The organism is Chromobacterium sp. LK11 (genome assembly GCF_001043705.1).
Lineage (GTDB): Bacteria > Pseudomonadota > Gammaproteobacteria > Burkholderiales > Chromobacteriaceae > Chromobacterium > Chromobacterium alkanivorans.
Window position 1 is genome coordinate 253,136 of sequence record NZ_LDUR01000016.1, and the last position, 14,904, is coordinate 268,039.

Consider the following 14,904-nt stretch of genomic DNA (forward strand, 5'->3'; position numbering starts at 1 on the left):
GTCTGATTCTCCTCGTCGGCCGCGGCGGTGCGGCCGGACCCGACCTCCCCAACTCTCCTTGCCCCGATGTCTCCCTTCCTGAACGAAGCGCCGCTCTCTCCGGCAAGTTTTCGTGCGTTCGAATAGTTAGAAATTGTTTAATAAGAATTAAATAAATATTTTGTGCACTGCACATTTTATTATTTTGTCATTCCAATGAGGGGGTTCTATAAAGCTTTTGTTCTATTGCCATTGTGGGAGGGATAGGGCGAAGGGGCGCTATTTGATGCAGGTCAAACGGATGTTCGACTGTTCTGGCGATCACTAAATCCGAGGTATACCATTGTCTCAGATGATAAGAATTTAATTATATAACAACAGATTTGCAGGTTAATGTACTCTCACGGAGAACGAAAATGTCTACGGAAACTGAAACCCAAGGCGGCGGCGCTCCCAAGCTCAAGCTTGGCGCGCTGACCGCTCTGGTGGTGGGCTCCATGATCGGCGGCGGCATCTTCTCGCTGCCGCAGAACATGGCGGCGGGCGCCGGAGCCGGCGCCATCTTGATCGGTTGGGTGATTACCTTCTTCGGGATGTTGACTCTGGCATTCGCCTTTCAGATGCTGGCCAATCGCAAGCCTGAAGTGGAAGGCGGCGTTTACGGCTACGCCAAGGCCGGTTTCGGCAACTACATGGGCTTCAACTCGGCCTGGGGTTACTGGATTTCGGCCTGGATCGGCAACGTGTCCTACTTTGTGGTGATGTTCTCGGCGCTGGCCTTCTGGTTCCCGGTGTTCGGCGAGGGCAATACCACCACCGCCATCGTCTGCGCGTCCATTCTGCTGTGGGCCTTGCATTTCCTGGTGTTGCGCGGCGTGCACGGCGCGGCCTTCATCAACACCATCACCACCGTGGCCAAACTGGTGCCGCTGGCGCTGTTCATCCTGCTGGTCATCTTCGCTTTCAAAGTGGATACCTTTAATCTGGACTTCTGGGGCTCGGCCAAACTCGGCTCGGTCGTCGATCAAGTCAAGAGCACCATGTTGGTGACGGTGTGGGTGTTCATCGGCATCGAAGGCGCGTCGATGTTCTCCAGCCGTGCGGAAAACATGAAAGAAGTGGGCAAGGCCACCGTGATCGGCTTCCTGCTGACCATCGCCCTGCTGGTAGCGGTGTCGGTGCTGTCGCTGGGCGTGATGTCGCAAGCTGAACTGGCCGCGCTGAAAAACCCGTCCACCGCCTATGTGCTGGAAAAAGCCATCGGCCCCTGGGGCGCCAATCTGATGAACGCCGGCCTGGTGATTTCGGTGGGCGGCGCGCTGCTAGCCTGGACGCTGCTGGCTTCGGAAGCGCCCTACCTGGCGGGCAAGGACGGCGTGATGCCCAAGGTATTCGGCACCACCAACGCCAATGGCTCCCCGGCCGCCTCGCTGTGGCTGACCAACGGCCTGATCCAACTGTTCCTGATCATCACGCTGTTCAGTTCCGCGGGATACCTGGCGCTGCTGTCGCTGGCCACTTCGATGATTCTGATTCCTTACCTGTTGTGCTCCGGCTACGCCTTGCTGGTGGCCAAGCGCGGCGAGGGCTACGCCCAGGGCGAATCCAGCGGCAAAGAGTTCAGCATCGCCGCCGTCGCTTCGGTCTACGGTGTTTGGCTGATCTACGCCGCCGGTCTGAAGTATCTGTTCCTGTCCATGGTGCTGTACGCCCCGGGTCTGCTGTTCTACCTGTGGGCTCGCAAGGAACGCGGCGAGAAAGCGTTCACCGGCGCCGAGGCGGTACTGGCGGCACTGATTGTAGTGGCGGGCTTGTTCGCCGCCTACGAACTGGCTACCGGAGCGCTGACGCTCTAAGCCGGAACCTTGTAAGAAGATTACCGGAGGCGCGCGAGATCCACGGGCCTCCACCAGCTCCCCCAATATCATTAAGGAGTTTGTCATGACCAAGTTTGGTGTTCATTCCGAGTGCGGCAAGTTGCGAACTGTGATGGTGTGCCGTCCCGGCCTGGCGCATAAGCGCCTGACCCCGGACAACTGCCACGGCCTGTTGTTCGATGACGTGATCTGGGTTGAGCGCGCGCAAAAAGACCATGCCTACATGGTTGAGCAAATGCGCTCCCGCGGCATCGAGGTGGTGGAGGTGCACGACGCGCTGGCCAAGGTATTGGACGACAAGGCTTCCCGCGCCTGGATCCTGGACCGCAAGGTCAAGGCCGACAACGTAGGTATCGGCATGTTGCGCGATCTGCGCAGCTGGCTGGATGAAATGCCGTCTTCGCAACTGGCCGAGCATCTGGTGGGCGGCATCGCCAAGTTCGAACTGCCGTTCGACCCGAAAGGCCTGTTCGGCGGCTACCTGGACCAGTCCGAATTCGTGCTGCCGCCGGTGCCGAACAGCCTGTTCCAGCGCGACCCGTCTTGCTGGATCTATGAAGGCGTGACGCTGAACCCGATGTACTGGCCGGCTCGCCGCCAGGAAACCCTGATTCTGCAATCCATCTACAAATTCCATCCGATGTTCGCCGGCAAGGTGAAAGTATGGTGGGGCGATTGCGACCAGGAACACGGCCCGGCCACGCTGGAAGGCGGCGATGTGATGCCGATCGGCAACGGCGTGGTCCTGATCGGCATGGGAGAACGCACCAGCCCGCAGGCGGTGGTGCAAGTGGCCAAGCGCGTGCTGGGCAAGGAAGGCGGCGCCACTCGCGTGATCGCTTGCCAGATGCCTAAGTCCCGCGCGGCGATGCACCTGGACACCGTGTTCAGCTTCCTCGACATCGACTTGCTGTCGCTGTTCCCGGACGTGGTGGACGACATCACATGCACCAGCATGTACGCCGGCGACCGCGAAGGCGAAATCCGCTTCGAACGCCATGAGGGCGTGCACCTGGTGGAAGTGGTGCGCCAGGCGCTGGGTCTCAAGGAAATCCGCGTGATCCAGACCGGCGGCGACGCCTACCAGCGCGAACGCGAACAGTGGGACGACGGCAACAACGTGGTGGCGCTGGATCGCCGCGTGGTGGTGGCCTACGACCGCAACACCTACACCAACCGCCTGATGCGCGAGCACGGCGTGGAAGTGATCGAGATTCCGGCTTCCGAGCTGGGCCGCGGCCGCGGCGGCGGTCACTGCATGACTTGCCCGATCACTCGAGACGAAGTGAAAGTGTAATTCGGCTGTAGTATCCCGGCCGCGGGCGCGGCCGGGAGGACAACTTAAAATTCATGTGCAAAAAGACAGGTTGACCGCCGGTTTCCCCGGAAACGACGGCCGGCTTGCCCAGACTCTAATCAGGAGCAATATCATGGCTTTCAATCTGCGCAACCGTAACTTCCTCCGCATGCTGGACTTCACCCCGCGCGAAATCCGCTACATGCTCGACCTGGCCCGCGACCTGAAGCGCGCCAAGTACACCGGCACCGAACAGCAGCACCTGAAGGGCAAGAACATCGCCCTGATCTTTGAAAAAACCTCCACCCGCACCCGCTGCGCGTTTGAAGTGGCCTGCTACGACCAGGGCGCCAACGTGACCTACCTCGGGCCGTCCGGTTCGCAAATCGGCATCAAGGAATCGATGAAGGACACCGCCCGCGTGCTGGGCCGCATGTATGACGCGATCGAATACCGCGGCTTCGACCAGCACATGGTGGAGACCGAATTGGCCAAGTTCGCCGGCGTGCCGGTGTACAACGGCCTGACCGATGAATGGCACCCGACCCAGATGCTGGCCGACGTGCTGACCATGTGGGAAAACAGCGACAAGCCTATCTCCCAGATCAGCTACACCTATCTGGGCGACGCCCGCAACAATATGGGCAACTCCCTGCTGGTGATCGGCGCCAAATTGGGCATGGACGTGCGCATCGGCGCGCCCAAGCACCTGTGGCCGACCGACGAGCTGGTGGCGCAGTGCCGTGAAATCGCCGCCAAGACCGGCGCGCGCATCACGCTGACCGAAGACGCCAAAGCCGCGGTCAAAGGCACCGACTTCATCCACACCGACGTATGGGTGTCGATGGGCGAGCCGGCCGAAGTCTGGGCCGAACGCATCAAGCTGCTGAAGCCTTACCAAGTGAACGCCGCGCTGATGGCCGCCGCCGAAAACCCGCAAGTGAAGTTCATGCACTGCCTGCCGGCCTACCATAACAGCGAAACCAAGGTGGGCAAGGAAATCGCCGCGCAGTATCCGGACCTGGCCAACGGCATTGAAGTGACCGAGGACGTGTTCGAGTCCGAAGCCTGCATCGCCTTCGAACAGGCCGAGAACCGCATGCACACCATCAAGGCCATCCTGGTGGCCACGCTGGGCGATTGATCCGGTCTTAGGCATCCCTAACTGCACTTTTGCCGGCCAAGGCTTCCCTGACCGGGAACCTTGGCCGGTTTCACATCAAGAACGCGGCTCGCCGTCGCAGACGGCGGGCGCGGCAATAGCGAGGAACAGAATATGCGAGTCGTCGTAGCTCTGGGCGGCAATGCCCTGCAACGTCGCGGCGAGGCCATGACCGCCGACAATCAGCGCGCCAACGTCAAAGTGGCCGCCGAACAACTGGCCGGCGTGACCCGGCTGGGCCACAACCTGGTGATGTGCCACGGCAACGGGCCGCAAGTGGGTCTGCTGGGCCTGCAGAACGACGCCTACGCCCGCCACGTGGACGAAAAAGTGACGCCCTATCCGCTGGACGTGCTGGGCGCGCAGACCGAAGGCATGATCGGCTATATGGTCGAGCAGGAGCTGGGCAATGTGCTGCCGTTCGAAGTGCCGATCGCCACCATCCTGACCCAGACCGAAGTGGACGCCAAGGACCCGGCCTTCAAGAACCCGACCAAGTTCGTCGGCCCGGTTTACAGCAAGGAAGAGGCCGACAAGCTGGCCGCGGAAAAAGGCTGGACGGTGAAGGCCGACGGCGAATACTTCCGTCGCGTGGTGCCCAGCCCGAAACCGAAGCGCATCTTCGAAATGCGCCCGATCAAGTGGCTGATCGAAAAAGGCGTGGTGGTGATCGCAGCCGGCGGCGGCGGCATCCCCACCATGTACGAGGGCGACAAGCTGGTGGGCGTGGAAGCGGTGATCGACAAGGATCTGGCCTCCGCCTTGCTGGCGCGCGAAATCGACGCCGACTACTTCGTGATCGCCACCGACGTGAAGAGCGTGTTCGTCGGCTGGGGCACGCCGGAAGCCAAGGCGATCAAGCAGGCGCATCCGGACGAAATGGACAAGCTGGGCTTCGCCGCCGGCTCGATGGGTCCGAAAGTGGAAGCGGCTTGCGAGTTCGCCCGCCTGACCGGCAAGAAAGCGGTGATCGGCGCCTTGGAAGACATCGAGAAAATCGTCAAGGGCGAGGCCGGCACCGTAATCTCCACCGAGAAGGCAGGCATCAGCTGGTATTGATGTCGCCGGTGCTTAGCCAAGCGTCAAGGGCTGCCGTCAGGCAGCCCTTTTTGTCGTCTAGACCTAGCCCAGCAGCTTGCCGCGGTGCTGGCGGAGCAGATCCTGTCCGGCCTGATAGCCGATCTGATATAGCTGGGACAGATTGGAGTGCGACCAGTCCAACTCTTCCGCGCGGCGCTGCGGGTCAATCAGCTTGTCGAACTGGATCTTCAGCACTTCGGTGCGCGGCCGGCCTTGATCGTCCTTGTTGTGCAAGGCCTCGAACAGCTTCAGGTCGTCGCGCGCGATTTCGGTCAGCGGGGTGATGATGGATTGCACCCAGGCGTCGTAAAGGCCGCGCGGCGGGTGCAGCAGCCTGTCGCTGCCCAGCACGTCGAACACCAGGGTGTAGTCGATATGCGGGTGGTCGCGGAACAACTGCTTGAAGTTCAGCGTGTCTATGGCCGCGCCTTCGATGTAGTCGCCGTCGGCCAACGGATACGGCGGGTAGATGAAGGGAAAGGACAGCGCGGCCAGGAAGTGCTCGTGGCCGATTTCGCTCTTGTCCCAGCAGCGCATCTCGCCGCGGGTGATGTTGTAGGCGTTAAGGTAGAACTGCGGCGCAATGGCCTTGAGGCGATCGAAATCCACGATCTCCTCGATGAAGGGCACGTGCGCGCACAGGCCTTGGCTGTTGGGGCCCAGATCGCTGGGGCACAGCGTGGCCAGCAGCAGCGAGGTCCAGTCCGCCAGCAGGCGCTGCCAGGGTCCTTGGTCGGCCTGTTGCTGGATGGACTGCAACAGCGGATTCTGGCTTTGCCAACTGCGCCACAGGTCGGCGGCCGGGCCGGGCTTGTTGAACACCTTGTAGTTGATCGGCAGCAGCCGGTAAATCGGATCGGATACGCCTAGATCGGCCAGCCGGCGCAAATTGTCCAGCGGCGTGCCCTTGCGCGGCGCCGCGTACAAGAGGCCGACGATGGCGCCGGCGCCGGAGGTGGAAATGATGTCGAATTCGACGCCGGCCTCCATCAGCGCGACCAGCGCGCCGGCCATCAAGGTTGCGTTGGGCGCGCCGCCGCCCAAGACCAGCGCAATGCTGGGCCTGTTTGCTTTTGCCATCGAAATCCCCGTCGAAAGAGTAGCCGGTTGCGGGAACCGGTTTGGTTGATATTTAGTTCAATGTCATTGTTGCTGTTGAATTATGGATGGCAAGGCGTATTTTGCAACGCAATATGGTGTCAGTAATGACATTCTGATTTGTTGCGAGAAAGCCGCAGCAAGAATTATTTGTCATTGGGTAATGAAAGATACCTTGCGGTACAAGGTAGTGGTTTGTATAGTGCAATCACAAGCAGATTTATGCCTTGGTCCGTCTAGCTATCTTGCAATGCAAGGTAGTTGGGCGAGAAGGACCGGGCGGTTTCAAGGAAGGCAAGATGAAAACCCAGTTGAAGAAGGGGACCCTGGACATGTGCGTATTGGCGGTATTGGCCCAGTCAGACAGTTACGCCTACGAATTGGTCAGCACCTTGTCGCGCACGATGGAAATCAGCGAAGGGACGATTTATCCGCTGATGCGCCGGCTGCAGAACGAATCCTGGGTCAGCACCTATCTGGTGGAATCGGCGTCCGGGCCGTCGCGCAAGTATTACGCGCTGACCGAGGCGGGCAAGCGGGAGCTGGAGCTGATGCGGCGCGAGTGGCAGGAGTTCGTCAGCGAAGTGGGCAGCGTGCTGAGCCGCCTGCCGGCGGCAGACAAGTCGGGAGAACAACAAGCATGAATCGCAAAGCGTTTTTGGCGCAATTGGAACAGGCCTTGGCCGGTATGCCGGCCGAGGAAATCCGTGAAATCGTCGCCGACTACCACGAGTATTTCAACGACGCGCAAGAAGCCGGCCGCGCCGAGGACGAGGTGGTCGCCGCGCTGGGCAGCCCGCAGAAGCTGGCCAAGGAACTGAAGGCGCAGGCGCATTACCGTCAATGGGAAAACCATCGCTCCTTCGGCAATTTGATGAGGGTGGTGGCCTCGGTTGCCGGCCTGGGCGTGCTGAATTTCTTTCTGGCGCTGCCCTTCATGCTCTATCTGCTGTGCCTGTCCATCGGCTACATGGTGTCCGGCAGCCTGCTGATCGCCGGGGTGGCGCTGGTGGCGGCCTGGGGCGGCAACAGCCTGTTCGGCTGGCCGGAGCTGGAGCCCAGCCTGTCGCCCGTGAACGGCAAGGTCGAGTTCAAAGTCGAGGCCGACGGAAAGCCGGTCCACGGCGTGACCCTGAGGCAGGGGAGGCTGCTGCTGACGCTGGAGGAGGATGAAACCGCCAGCCTGCAACTGCGGAGCGGCGATCCGGTGCGGGTCAGCTACGACGGCGGCGAGTTGAAAGTGGACGCCAGCAATGCGGCCGCGCGGCAATCGATCAAACGCGAGAGCGAGCGCGCGGTCAGCCTGGAGCGCGGTCAACTGAGCGCGCTGACGCTGACGTCGGGCGACGGCGAGAGCATGGTGCTGGCGCAGGATGGGGACGGCCGCTCGCTGCGCTGGCGGATGATCTCGGCGGAAGCTTCCGCCGCCGCCGGCGAGGCCGGGCAAGCGGGCGATCTGGTGTTGAGCGACGGCGAGAGTTCGCTGGTGATCAAGGAGAACCGGCTGTCGCTGAAGGACGGCAAGGACCATTTCGAGATCAATGGCATTCCGGGCTTGTCGCTGCAGGGGTCGGCGGCGGTCAGCGGTCTGGTGCTGTTGCTGGTTGGTGGATTGGGGCTGGTGTTCTGCGTATGGCTGACGCGGCTGACCTGGCGCGGATTGGTGCACTACGTCCGTTATCAGATCGACTTGGTGGCGGGCAGGAGCTTGGGCGGCAACGCGGTGTGAAGAGTGAGATTTTTACCGGATTTGGGAGAGAAACATGAAACACGACGCATGCATTCAACAATTGCAACTGACCATGGAGCGCTTGCCCGAAGCTGAGCTGCGCAAGATTCTCAGCGATTATCGCGAATACATTCGCGACGCGGTGGCCGATCAGCGCAATGAGAGCCGGCTGATCGCCGCGCTGGCGGACTCCCGGCGGCGGACCGTCTCGGCCTTTGCGCGCCAAGGCTCGCTGAGCGCGCAGTGGGCGCGGCTGACTCGCCACGCTTTGGGCGGGATGGCGGCCGCTTGCGGCGTGGTCGCGATGTACTGGCTGTTCATGCAGTGATGGAGACGGCCGCCGCCGGCCACGGCGGCGGCATCAACTTGAGAAAGGGGGCGGTGATGATGCGCGGGACAATGCGGTGTTTGATCTTGGCGGGCATGGCGTGCGGCGGAGCGGTTCACGCGGCGGAGGCGCCGATTGAAAAACTGGTGATCAACGGCGACTCCGCCGTGCTCAAGCTGAGCGCGGACGACAAGCGGCCGTATCAGCTCGATCTGAACAAGAGCAACTGGGACGTCAAGCAGTGCAGCGCCCAGCTTAGGCGCGAGGGCGGCGTGGTCACCATCACGGTCAAGCTCAACGACAAACTGCTGGGCGCCGGTTGCGGGCTGGAGATCGCCGGCAATCTGAAGCCGGGCAAGCAGGTGGAGTTGGGGCTGGCCGCGGTCAAGGGGTCGATTCACGGCGCTTATTCGGCGATCCGGGTAGACAGCCGGGCCGTGGATCTGACGCTGGACGGCAAGGCGGCCAGCTTGTCCATGTCCGCCGACGCGATCCGAGCCCAGGCCAAGGGCGCTTACGACAAGCTGGCGCTCAAGGGACAGGCGCTGACGCTGGGTTTCGAGGGCAGCAGCCGCGAGATGGTTTTTGACGGCCAGGCGGTGAAGGCGAAGGTGAAGCTGACCGACGCCAAGCCCAGCGGCTCCTTGTCGCTGGACGCCACCACCGGAAAATTGTCGCTGACGCTGCCGAAATCCGCGACGCTGCAGTACGAAGTGCGCGGCGCGGCGGCCTCGGTGGACAGCAAGCTGCCCAGCACCGCCGGCGCGCCGTTGAAGCTGAGCGCGCGCGGCCAGGCGCTGAAAGTGGCGGTGGAGGCGAATTAAGGCGCGGCCAAACAAAAACGGAGCCCCAGGGCTCCGTTCGCGTGGCCGGCGAGTCCGGCTCAGTAGGCGCAGACGGTGAACAACTCCAGGCCGCCGTCGCGCACCAGCTTGCCGCCGCCCAGCTCGGGCAGTTCGATGATGGCGGCGGCTTCCAGCACGTCGGCGCCCATGCGCTTGAGCAGCTTGTAACCGGCCATCATGGTGCCGCCGGTGGCGACCAGGTCGTCGATCAGGATCACGCGGTCGCCCGGCTTGCAGGCGTCGGTGTGCATTTCCACCGCGGCGTTGCCGTATTCCAGTTCGTATTCTTCTTCCACCGTGGTGAAAGGCAGCTTGCCGCGCTTGCGGATGGGCACGAAGCCCACGTTCAACTCGTAAGCCAGCACCGAGCCGATGATGAAGCCGCGCGCGTCCAGGCCCGCCACCAGGTCCACCTTCTCCATCATGTAGCGGTGCACATAGATGTCGATCAGCATGCGGAAGGTCTTGGGATTCTGCAGCAACGGGGTGATATCGCGGAACATCACGCCTTGTTGCGGCCAGTTCGGCACATTGCGGATCCAGCCTTTCAGATAGCTGGAGTAGTCGAGATTGCTAAGGTTTTCCATGGCCTTATTGTACTTCGAAATGAAGAGAGTCGCCGCGCGGCCCACAAGAAAAAGCCCGCCGCGCAGCGCGGCAGGCCAGGAGTCCGCATCAATTATTGACGTTTCAGTGGAAGAAAGCCAGCTTGAAGATCCACAGCGCGGCGATCACCAGCACCGGCAGCTTCAGGTCGGAGAAACGGCCGGCCAGGATCTTGATCACCGCGTAGCTGATGAAGCCGAAGGCGATGCCGTCGGCGATGGAGAAGGTGAACGGCATCGCCAGCGCGGTCATCACCGCCGGAGCGGATTCGGTCAGATCGCTCCAGTCGATTTCGGCCAGGCCGCGGGCCATCAGCACCGCCACATAGCACAGCGCCGGCGCGGTGGCGTAGGCGGGCACGGTGGCCGCCAGCGGCGACAGCCACAGCGAGGCCAGGAACAGTACGGCCACCACCATCGCGGTCAGGCCGGTGCGGCCGCCGACGGCGGTGCCGGCGGCGGATTCCACATAGGCGGTGGTGGACGAGGTGCCCATCACCGCGCCGGCGGTGATCGCCACCGAGTCGGCCAGCAGCGCGCGCTTCAGGCGCGGCAGCTTGCCGTCCTTGAGCAGGCCGGCGCGATGCGATACGCCGACCAGCGTGCCGGTGGTGTCGAACAGATCGACGAAGAAGAACACGAAGATCACGCCGATCAGGCCGGCTTGCAGCGCGCCGGCGATGTCCATCTTCATGAAGGTGGGCGCCATGCTCGGCACCGGCGCCACCACGCCCTTGAACGGAGACAGGCCCATGGCGATGGACAGCACCGTCACCACCAGGATGCCGATGATGATGGAGCCCGGCACCTTGCGGTATTCCAGCGCCACGATCAGGAAGAAGCCCAGCACGGCCAGCAGGGTGGTGGGCTTGTGGATGTCGCCCAGGGTCAGATAGGTTTCCGGATGCGGCGCGATCACGCCGGCGTTCTTCAGCGCGATGATGGCGAGGAACATGCCGACGCCGGCGGAAATGGCGAATTTCAGCGATTGCGGGATCGCGTTGACGATGGCCTCGCGCACGCGGAACAGGCTCACCGCCAGGAACACGATGCCGGAGATGAACACCGCGCCCAGCGCGGTCTCCCAGGACAGGCCCATGCCCTTGACCACGCTGAAGGTGAAGTAGGCGTTCAGACCCATGCCCGGCGCCAGCGCGATCGGGTAATTGGCCACCAGGCCCATGATGGCGGTGCCGAGGGCGGCGGCCAGACAGGTGGCGACGAAGACGGCGTTCAGGTCCATGCCGGTGCTCGACAGGATCAGCGGGTTGACCAGGATGATGTAAGCCATGGTCAGGAAGGTGGTAAAGCCGGCGATGACTTCGGTCTTCACCGTGGTGCCGTGTTCTTTCAGCTTGAAGAAGCTGTCAAGGAATTGCATGGCGAAACGCGCTCCAAAGGAGATAGGTAGGAAAAAAACGAGCCATTTTATTCAGCCTGAAGAGATTTACCTAAATCTTGACGTGAAAATAACTTGGCGATTAACAGTAGACGCGCGCTTATGGTATTCTGGAGAATTACTCATTTGGCAGGAAGTACCTTTTCATGAGCCAGCCAACCGGTAATATCTTTATCGTGGTCGCTCCTTCCGGCGCGGGGAAAACCTCGCTGGTGGCGGCCTTGCTAGACGCGGAACCTTCCGTGGAGCTGTCCATTTCTTATAGCACGCGCGCGGCGCGCAAGGGCGAAGTGGACGGCAAGCATTACCATTTCGTCGACCAGGCGACGTTCAAGTCCATGATAGAGCGCGGCGATTTCCTCGAGTACGCGGAGGTCTACGGCAACTATTACGGCACCAGCGCGTCGTGGATACGCGGCCGCCTGGACGTGGGGCAGGACATCCTGCTGGAGATAGACTGGCAGGGCGCCGAGCAAGTGCGCAAAGTCTTCCCCGACGCGATCGGCATCTTCATCGCGCCGCCGTCCATCGAAGAGCTTGAGCGCCGTCTGCGCGGCCGCGCCACCGACAGCGAGGAAGTGATCCGCCGCCGGCTGGCCTCGGCCCGCGCCGAGATCGACAAGATCTCCGAGTACGACTACATCGTGGTCAACGACGATTTCGAGCGCGCCCGCCTCGATCTGATCAGCGTGGTGCGCGCCAACCGGCTGCGCAGCGCCATCCAGTGTCGCAAGCTGGCCCCGATGCTGGCGCGGATGGGGCAGGGCGGCTGATCCGACCGTTTGTTGGTGAGTCGACTAAAATTTAGATATAGTGATCCCCTGGGCGTTGCCGCGGCCGCAAGAATGGCGACCGACAACGCCCTTGGCAACTTTGAGGAAAGAAAGCACATGGCCCGTATTACTGTTGACGATTGCCTGGACCGCATCCAGAACCGTTTCGACCTGACCCTGGCCGCGGCCTACCGTGCGCGCCAAGTGGCTTCCGGCGCCAGCCCCTTCGTTGAAGCCGGCCGTCATAAGCCCACCGTCGTCGCGCTGCGTGAAATCGCCGCCGGCCACGTCGGCAAGGAAGTCCTGAGCCGCGGCAAAGCCTGATTGCAAGTGGGTGGTGGGTTATGGCAACCGGCATCGAGGATGAAATCGACTATAACGCCCTGATCGACAGCGAAGCGCAAGCGTTTTTCGAGTCAGTCGCGCGTTATCTCAAGCCGGAGGACGTCCAGCTGTTGCGGCAGGCTTTTGAAGTCAGCCGCGCGGCGCACGAAGGGCAGACCCGCAAGAGCGGCGAACCCTACATCACCCACCCGCTGGCGGTGGCCGGCATGCTGGCCGAGTGGCGGCTGGACGTGCAGGGCCTCGCCGCCGCGCTGCTCCACGATGTGCTGGAGGACACCGGCGTCACCAAGCCGACGCTGATCGAAAAATTCGGCAAGATCATCGCCGACCTGGTGGACGGCCTCTCCAAGCTGGAGCGGCTGGAATACCAGACCAAGGAAACCGCGCAAGCGGAAAGCTTCCGCAAAATGGTGCTGGCGATGGCGCGCGACATCCGCGTCATCATCGTCAAGCTGGCGGACCGGCTGCACAATATGCGCACGCTGGATTCGATGCGCGAGGACAAGCGCCGCCGCATCGCGCTGGAAACCCTGGAAATCTACGCGCCGATCGCCAATCGCATCGGCCTCAACAAGGTTTACCGCGAGCTGCAGGACCTGGCGTTCAAGCACCTGCACCCGCATCGCTACGGGGTGTTGTCCAAGGCGGTGCGCGCCGCGCGCGGCAACCGCCGCGAGGTGGTGACCAAGATCTTGCAGTCCGTCAGCCAGAAGCTGGTGCAGAGCAATATCGAAGCCACCATCAAGGGGCGGGAGAAAAACCTCTACAGCATCTACAAGAAAATGCAGGAAAAGCACCTGTCGTTTTCCGAGGTGCTGGATATCTACGGCTTCCGCGTCGTCGTCAACGACATTCCCGGCTGTTACCTGGCGCTGGGCGCCTTGCACAGCCTGTACAAGCCGATCCCCGGCAAATTCAAGGACTACATCGCCATTCCCAAGGGCAATGGCTATCAGAGCCTGCACACCACCTTGTTCGGTCCCTACGGCACGCCGGTGGAGATGCAGATCCGCACTCGCGAGATGAACAGCGTGGCCGAGGCCGGCGTGGCCTCGCACTGGATGTACAAGAGCGGCGACGGCGTCAACACCGCGCAGCAGCGCACCCACCAGTGGCTGCAGAAAATCATGGACATGCAGGAGGAGAGCGACGATCCGGTCGAATTCCTAGAGCACATCAAGATCGACCTGTTCCCGGACGAGGTCTACGTGTTCACGCCCAAGGGCAAAATCATGGTGATGCCGCAGGGCGCGACGCCGGTGGACTTCGCCTACGCGGTGCATACCGACATCGGCCACCGTTGCATCGCCGCGCGCGTCAACCACGCGCTGGTGCCGCTGCGCACCGTGCTGCGCAACGGCGACACCGTGGAAATCATCACCTCCACTCAGGCCAAGCCCAATCCGTCCTGGCTGACCTTCGTGCAGAGCGGGCGCGCGCGTTCCGGCATCCGCAACTATCTGAAGAGCCTGCAGCAGGAAGAGGCGGTCGGTCTGGGCGAAAAGCTGCTCAAACAGGCGATCGGCGCGCTGGCGGTGACGCCGCTGACGCTGAGCGAGGAGCTGTGGGTGGAGTATCTGGCCGCCTTCGGCGAGAAGCTGGCCTCGCACCAGGACGTGTTGGCCGACATCGGCGCCGGCAAGCTGATGCCCATCGTGGTCGCGCGGCGCTTGCTGGAGCTGGCCGGCGAGCGGCTGGGCGAGGAAGTGAAAGTGGGGCCGGTGACGATACGCGGCAACGAGGGCGGCATGGTGCAGCTGTCGCCGTGTTGCAACCCGCTGCCGGGCGACGACATCCTGGGCGTGATCACCAAGGGCCAGGGCCTGGTGATACACCGCAAGGGCTGCCCGAACGCGCGGCGGGCGGATCACGACAAGCTGCTGGACGTCAATTGGGAGGCGCAGCGCGACCGCATGTTCGGCGTCACCGTCGGCGTGTTGTCCCGCAACGAGCGCGGCGCGCTGGCCGACATCGCCACCGCGATCTCGCAGGCCTCGGCCAATATCGAAAGCGCCGACACCCAGGACAGCAGCCGCGACGGCGACGGCCTGTTCAATATCCACTTCCGTCTGCAGGTGGAGGGCGTCGAGCATCTGGAGCGGGTGCTGAGCGCCATTCGCGTGCTGCCGGTGGTGCAGCGCGTGCAACGGAGATGAGATGCTGAAACTCAAGATCAACGGCGAGGGCCGAGAACTGGCCGGCGTCGCCAACGTGGCCGAGCTGGTGGCGGCGCTGGGCATCGCCGGCAAGCGCGTGGCGCTGGAAAAGAATGGCGAGATCGTGCCGCGCAGCCGGTATCCGGCCACCGGGCTGGCCGACGGCGACGAACTCGAAATCGTGGTGGCCGTCGGCGGAGGCTGAGCGGCAAAGCTGAATAGAGGTGCAGG

The 14,904-nt window shown here is 62.4% G+C and carries 15 protein-coding genes; 12 read left to right on the top strand and 3 right to left on the bottom strand.

Annotated features, from left to right (window positions below; translation table 11 throughout):
• The first annotated feature begins 395 nt into the window (after window positions 1-395).
• From arcD to arcC, 4 genes are all read left to right on the top strand, one after another.
• Window positions 396-1,835, top strand: a complete 1,440-nt coding sequence (gene arcD, locus VK98_RS11870; protein ID WP_048414226.1) for an arginine-ornithine antiporter — start codon at window positions 396-398, stop codon at window positions 1,833-1,835.
• 85 nt (window positions 1,836-1,920) lie between these two features.
• On the top strand, window positions 1,921-3,153 hold the full coding sequence (locus VK98_RS11875; RefSeq protein ID WP_019103858.1) for an arginine deiminase: 1,233 nt from the start codon (window positions 1,921-1,923) through the stop codon (window positions 3,151-3,153).
• Window positions 3,154-3,286: 133 nt separating this feature from the next.
• Complete coding sequence (locus VK98_RS11880) at window positions 3,287-4,297, top strand: ornithine carbamoyltransferase (RefSeq protein ID WP_019103859.1); 1,011 nt, start codon at window positions 3,287-3,289, stop codon at window positions 4,295-4,297.
• A gap of 132 nt (window positions 4,298-4,429) precedes the next feature.
• Window positions 4,430-5,374, top strand: coding sequence for a carbamate kinase (gene arcC, locus VK98_RS11885; RefSeq protein ID WP_019103860.1), 945 nt, complete (start codon window positions 4,430-4,432; stop codon window positions 5,372-5,374).
• Between the two features lie 63 nt (window positions 5,375-5,437).
• Here the strand turns inward: arcC and VK98_RS11890 are convergent, their stop codons facing one another.
• Window positions 5,438-6,475, bottom strand: coding sequence for a patatin-like phospholipase family protein (locus VK98_RS11890; protein ID WP_048414227.1), 1,038 nt, complete (start codon window positions 6,473-6,475; stop codon window positions 5,438-5,440).
• Window positions 6,476-6,792: 317 nt separating this feature from the next.
• On the opposite strand from VK98_RS11890, the gene VK98_RS11895 reads away from it, so the two are divergent.
• The 4 genes from VK98_RS11895 (at window position 6,793) to VK98_RS11910 (ending at window position 9,374) form a co-directional block, all read left to right on the top strand.
• Entirely contained in the window at window positions 6,793-7,137 is a 345-nt protein-coding gene (locus tag VK98_RS11895) for a PadR family transcriptional regulator (RefSeq protein WP_048414228.1), read from the top strand.
• Complete coding sequence (locus tag VK98_RS22790; RefSeq protein ID WP_053077348.1) at window positions 7,134-8,222, top strand: DUF1700 domain-containing protein; 1,089 nt, start codon at window positions 7,134-7,136, stop codon at window positions 8,220-8,222. Before VK98_RS11895 ends, VK98_RS22790 begins: the two co-directional genes overlap by 4 nt.
• 34 nt (window positions 8,223-8,256) lie before the next feature.
• Window positions 8,257-8,550 carry a hypothetical protein gene (locus VK98_RS11905; RefSeq protein ID WP_156187838.1) on the top strand — a complete coding sequence of 98 codons (294 nt, stop codon included), beginning with the start codon at window positions 8,257-8,259 and terminating at the stop codon, window positions 8,548-8,550.
• A gap of 71 nt (window positions 8,551-8,621) precedes the next feature.
• On the top strand, window positions 8,622-9,374 hold the full coding sequence (locus VK98_RS11910) for a hypothetical protein (RefSeq protein WP_156187839.1): 753 nt from the start codon (window positions 8,622-8,624) through the stop codon (window positions 9,372-9,374).
• A gap of 59 nt (window positions 9,375-9,433) precedes the next feature.
• On the opposite strand, the gene VK98_RS11915 is transcribed toward VK98_RS11910, so the two are convergent.
• Both VK98_RS11915 and VK98_RS11920 read right to left on the bottom strand, forming a co-directional pair.
• Window positions 9,434-9,982, bottom strand: a complete 549-nt coding sequence (locus VK98_RS11915; RefSeq protein WP_048414231.1) for an adenine phosphoribosyltransferase — start codon at window positions 9,980-9,982, stop codon at window positions 9,434-9,436.
• A 103-nt stretch (window positions 9,983-10,085) separates the two neighbouring features.
• Window positions 10,086-11,381 carry an NCS2 family permease gene (locus VK98_RS11920; protein WP_048414232.1) on the bottom strand — a complete coding sequence of 432 codons (1,296 nt, stop codon included), beginning with the start codon at window positions 11,379-11,381 and terminating at the stop codon, window positions 10,086-10,088.
• Between the two features lie 164 nt (window positions 11,382-11,545).
• Between VK98_RS11920 and gmk the strand changes: the two genes are divergently transcribed.
• From gmk to thiS, 4 genes are all read left to right on the top strand, one after another.
• Window positions 11,546-12,172: a guanylate kinase gene (gene gmk, locus VK98_RS11925; protein ID WP_048414233.1), complete on the top strand. Its 627-nt coding sequence runs from the start codon at window positions 11,546-11,548 to the stop codon at window positions 12,170-12,172.
• Window positions 12,173-12,289: 117 nt separating this feature from the next.
• Window positions 12,290-12,496: a DNA-directed RNA polymerase subunit omega gene (rpoZ, locus tag VK98_RS11930; RefSeq protein WP_019103869.1), complete on the top strand. Its 207-nt coding sequence runs from the start codon at window positions 12,290-12,292 to the stop codon at window positions 12,494-12,496.
• Between the two features lie 20 nt (window positions 12,497-12,516).
• Window positions 12,517-14,673 carry a bifunctional (p)ppGpp synthetase/guanosine-3',5'-bis(diphosphate) 3'-pyrophosphohydrolase gene (locus VK98_RS11935; protein ID WP_048414234.1) on the top strand — a complete coding sequence of 719 codons (2,157 nt, stop codon included), beginning with the start codon at window positions 12,517-12,519 and terminating at the stop codon, window positions 14,671-14,673.
• Between the two features lies 1 nt (window position 14,674).
• Window positions 14,675-14,878 (top strand): sulfur carrier protein ThiS, encoded by a 204-nt coding sequence (gene thiS, locus VK98_RS11940; RefSeq protein WP_048414235.1) that lies wholly within the window; start codon window positions 14,675-14,677, stop codon window positions 14,876-14,878.
• Window positions 14,879-14,904: the final 26 nt, after the last annotated feature.

Coding starts and splice junctions, on each gene's coding strand:
- arcD (WP_048414226.1), top strand. CDS start 396: ATGTCTACGGAAACTGAAACCCAAGGCGGCGGCGCTCCCAAGCTCAAG.
- VK98_RS11875 (WP_019103858.1), top strand. CDS start 1,921: ATGACCAAGTTTGGTGTTCATTCCGAGTGCGGCAAGTTGCGAACTGTG.
- VK98_RS11880 (WP_019103859.1), top strand. CDS start 3,287: ATGGCTTTCAATCTGCGCAACCGTAACTTCCTCCGCATGCTGGACTTC.
- arcC (WP_019103860.1), top strand. CDS start 4,430: ATGCGAGTCGTCGTAGCTCTGGGCGGCAATGCCCTGCAACGTCGCGGC.
- VK98_RS11890 (WP_048414227.1), bottom strand. CDS start 6,475: ATGGCAAAAGCAAACAGGCCCAGCATTGCGCTGGTCTTGGGCGGCGGC.
- VK98_RS11895 (WP_048414228.1), top strand. CDS start 6,793: ATGAAAACCCAGTTGAAGAAGGGGACCCTGGACATGTGCGTATTGGCG.
- VK98_RS22790 (WP_053077348.1), top strand. CDS start 7,134: ATGAATCGCAAAGCGTTTTTGGCGCAATTGGAACAGGCCTTGGCCGGT.
- VK98_RS11905 (WP_156187838.1), top strand. CDS start 8,257: ATGAAACACGACGCATGCATTCAACAATTGCAACTGACCATGGAGCGC.
- VK98_RS11910 (WP_156187839.1), top strand. CDS start 8,622: ATGCGGTGTTTGATCTTGGCGGGCATGGCGTGCGGCGGAGCGGTTCAC.
- VK98_RS11915 (WP_048414231.1), bottom strand. CDS start 9,982: ATGGAAAACCTTAGCAATCTCGACTACTCCAGCTATCTGAAAGGCTGG.
- VK98_RS11920 (WP_048414232.1), bottom strand. CDS start 11,381: ATGCAATTCCTTGACAGCTTCTTCAAGCTGAAAGAACACGGCACCACG.
- gmk (WP_048414233.1), top strand. CDS start 11,546: ATGAGCCAGCCAACCGGTAATATCTTTATCGTGGTCGCTCCTTCCGGC.
- rpoZ (WP_019103869.1), top strand. CDS start 12,290: ATGGCCCGTATTACTGTTGACGATTGCCTGGACCGCATCCAGAACCGT.
- VK98_RS11935 (WP_048414234.1), top strand. CDS start 12,517: ATGGCAACCGGCATCGAGGATGAAATCGACTATAACGCCCTGATCGAC.
- thiS (WP_048414235.1), top strand. CDS start 14,675: ATGCTGAAACTCAAGATCAACGGCGAGGGCCGAGAACTGGCCGGCGTC.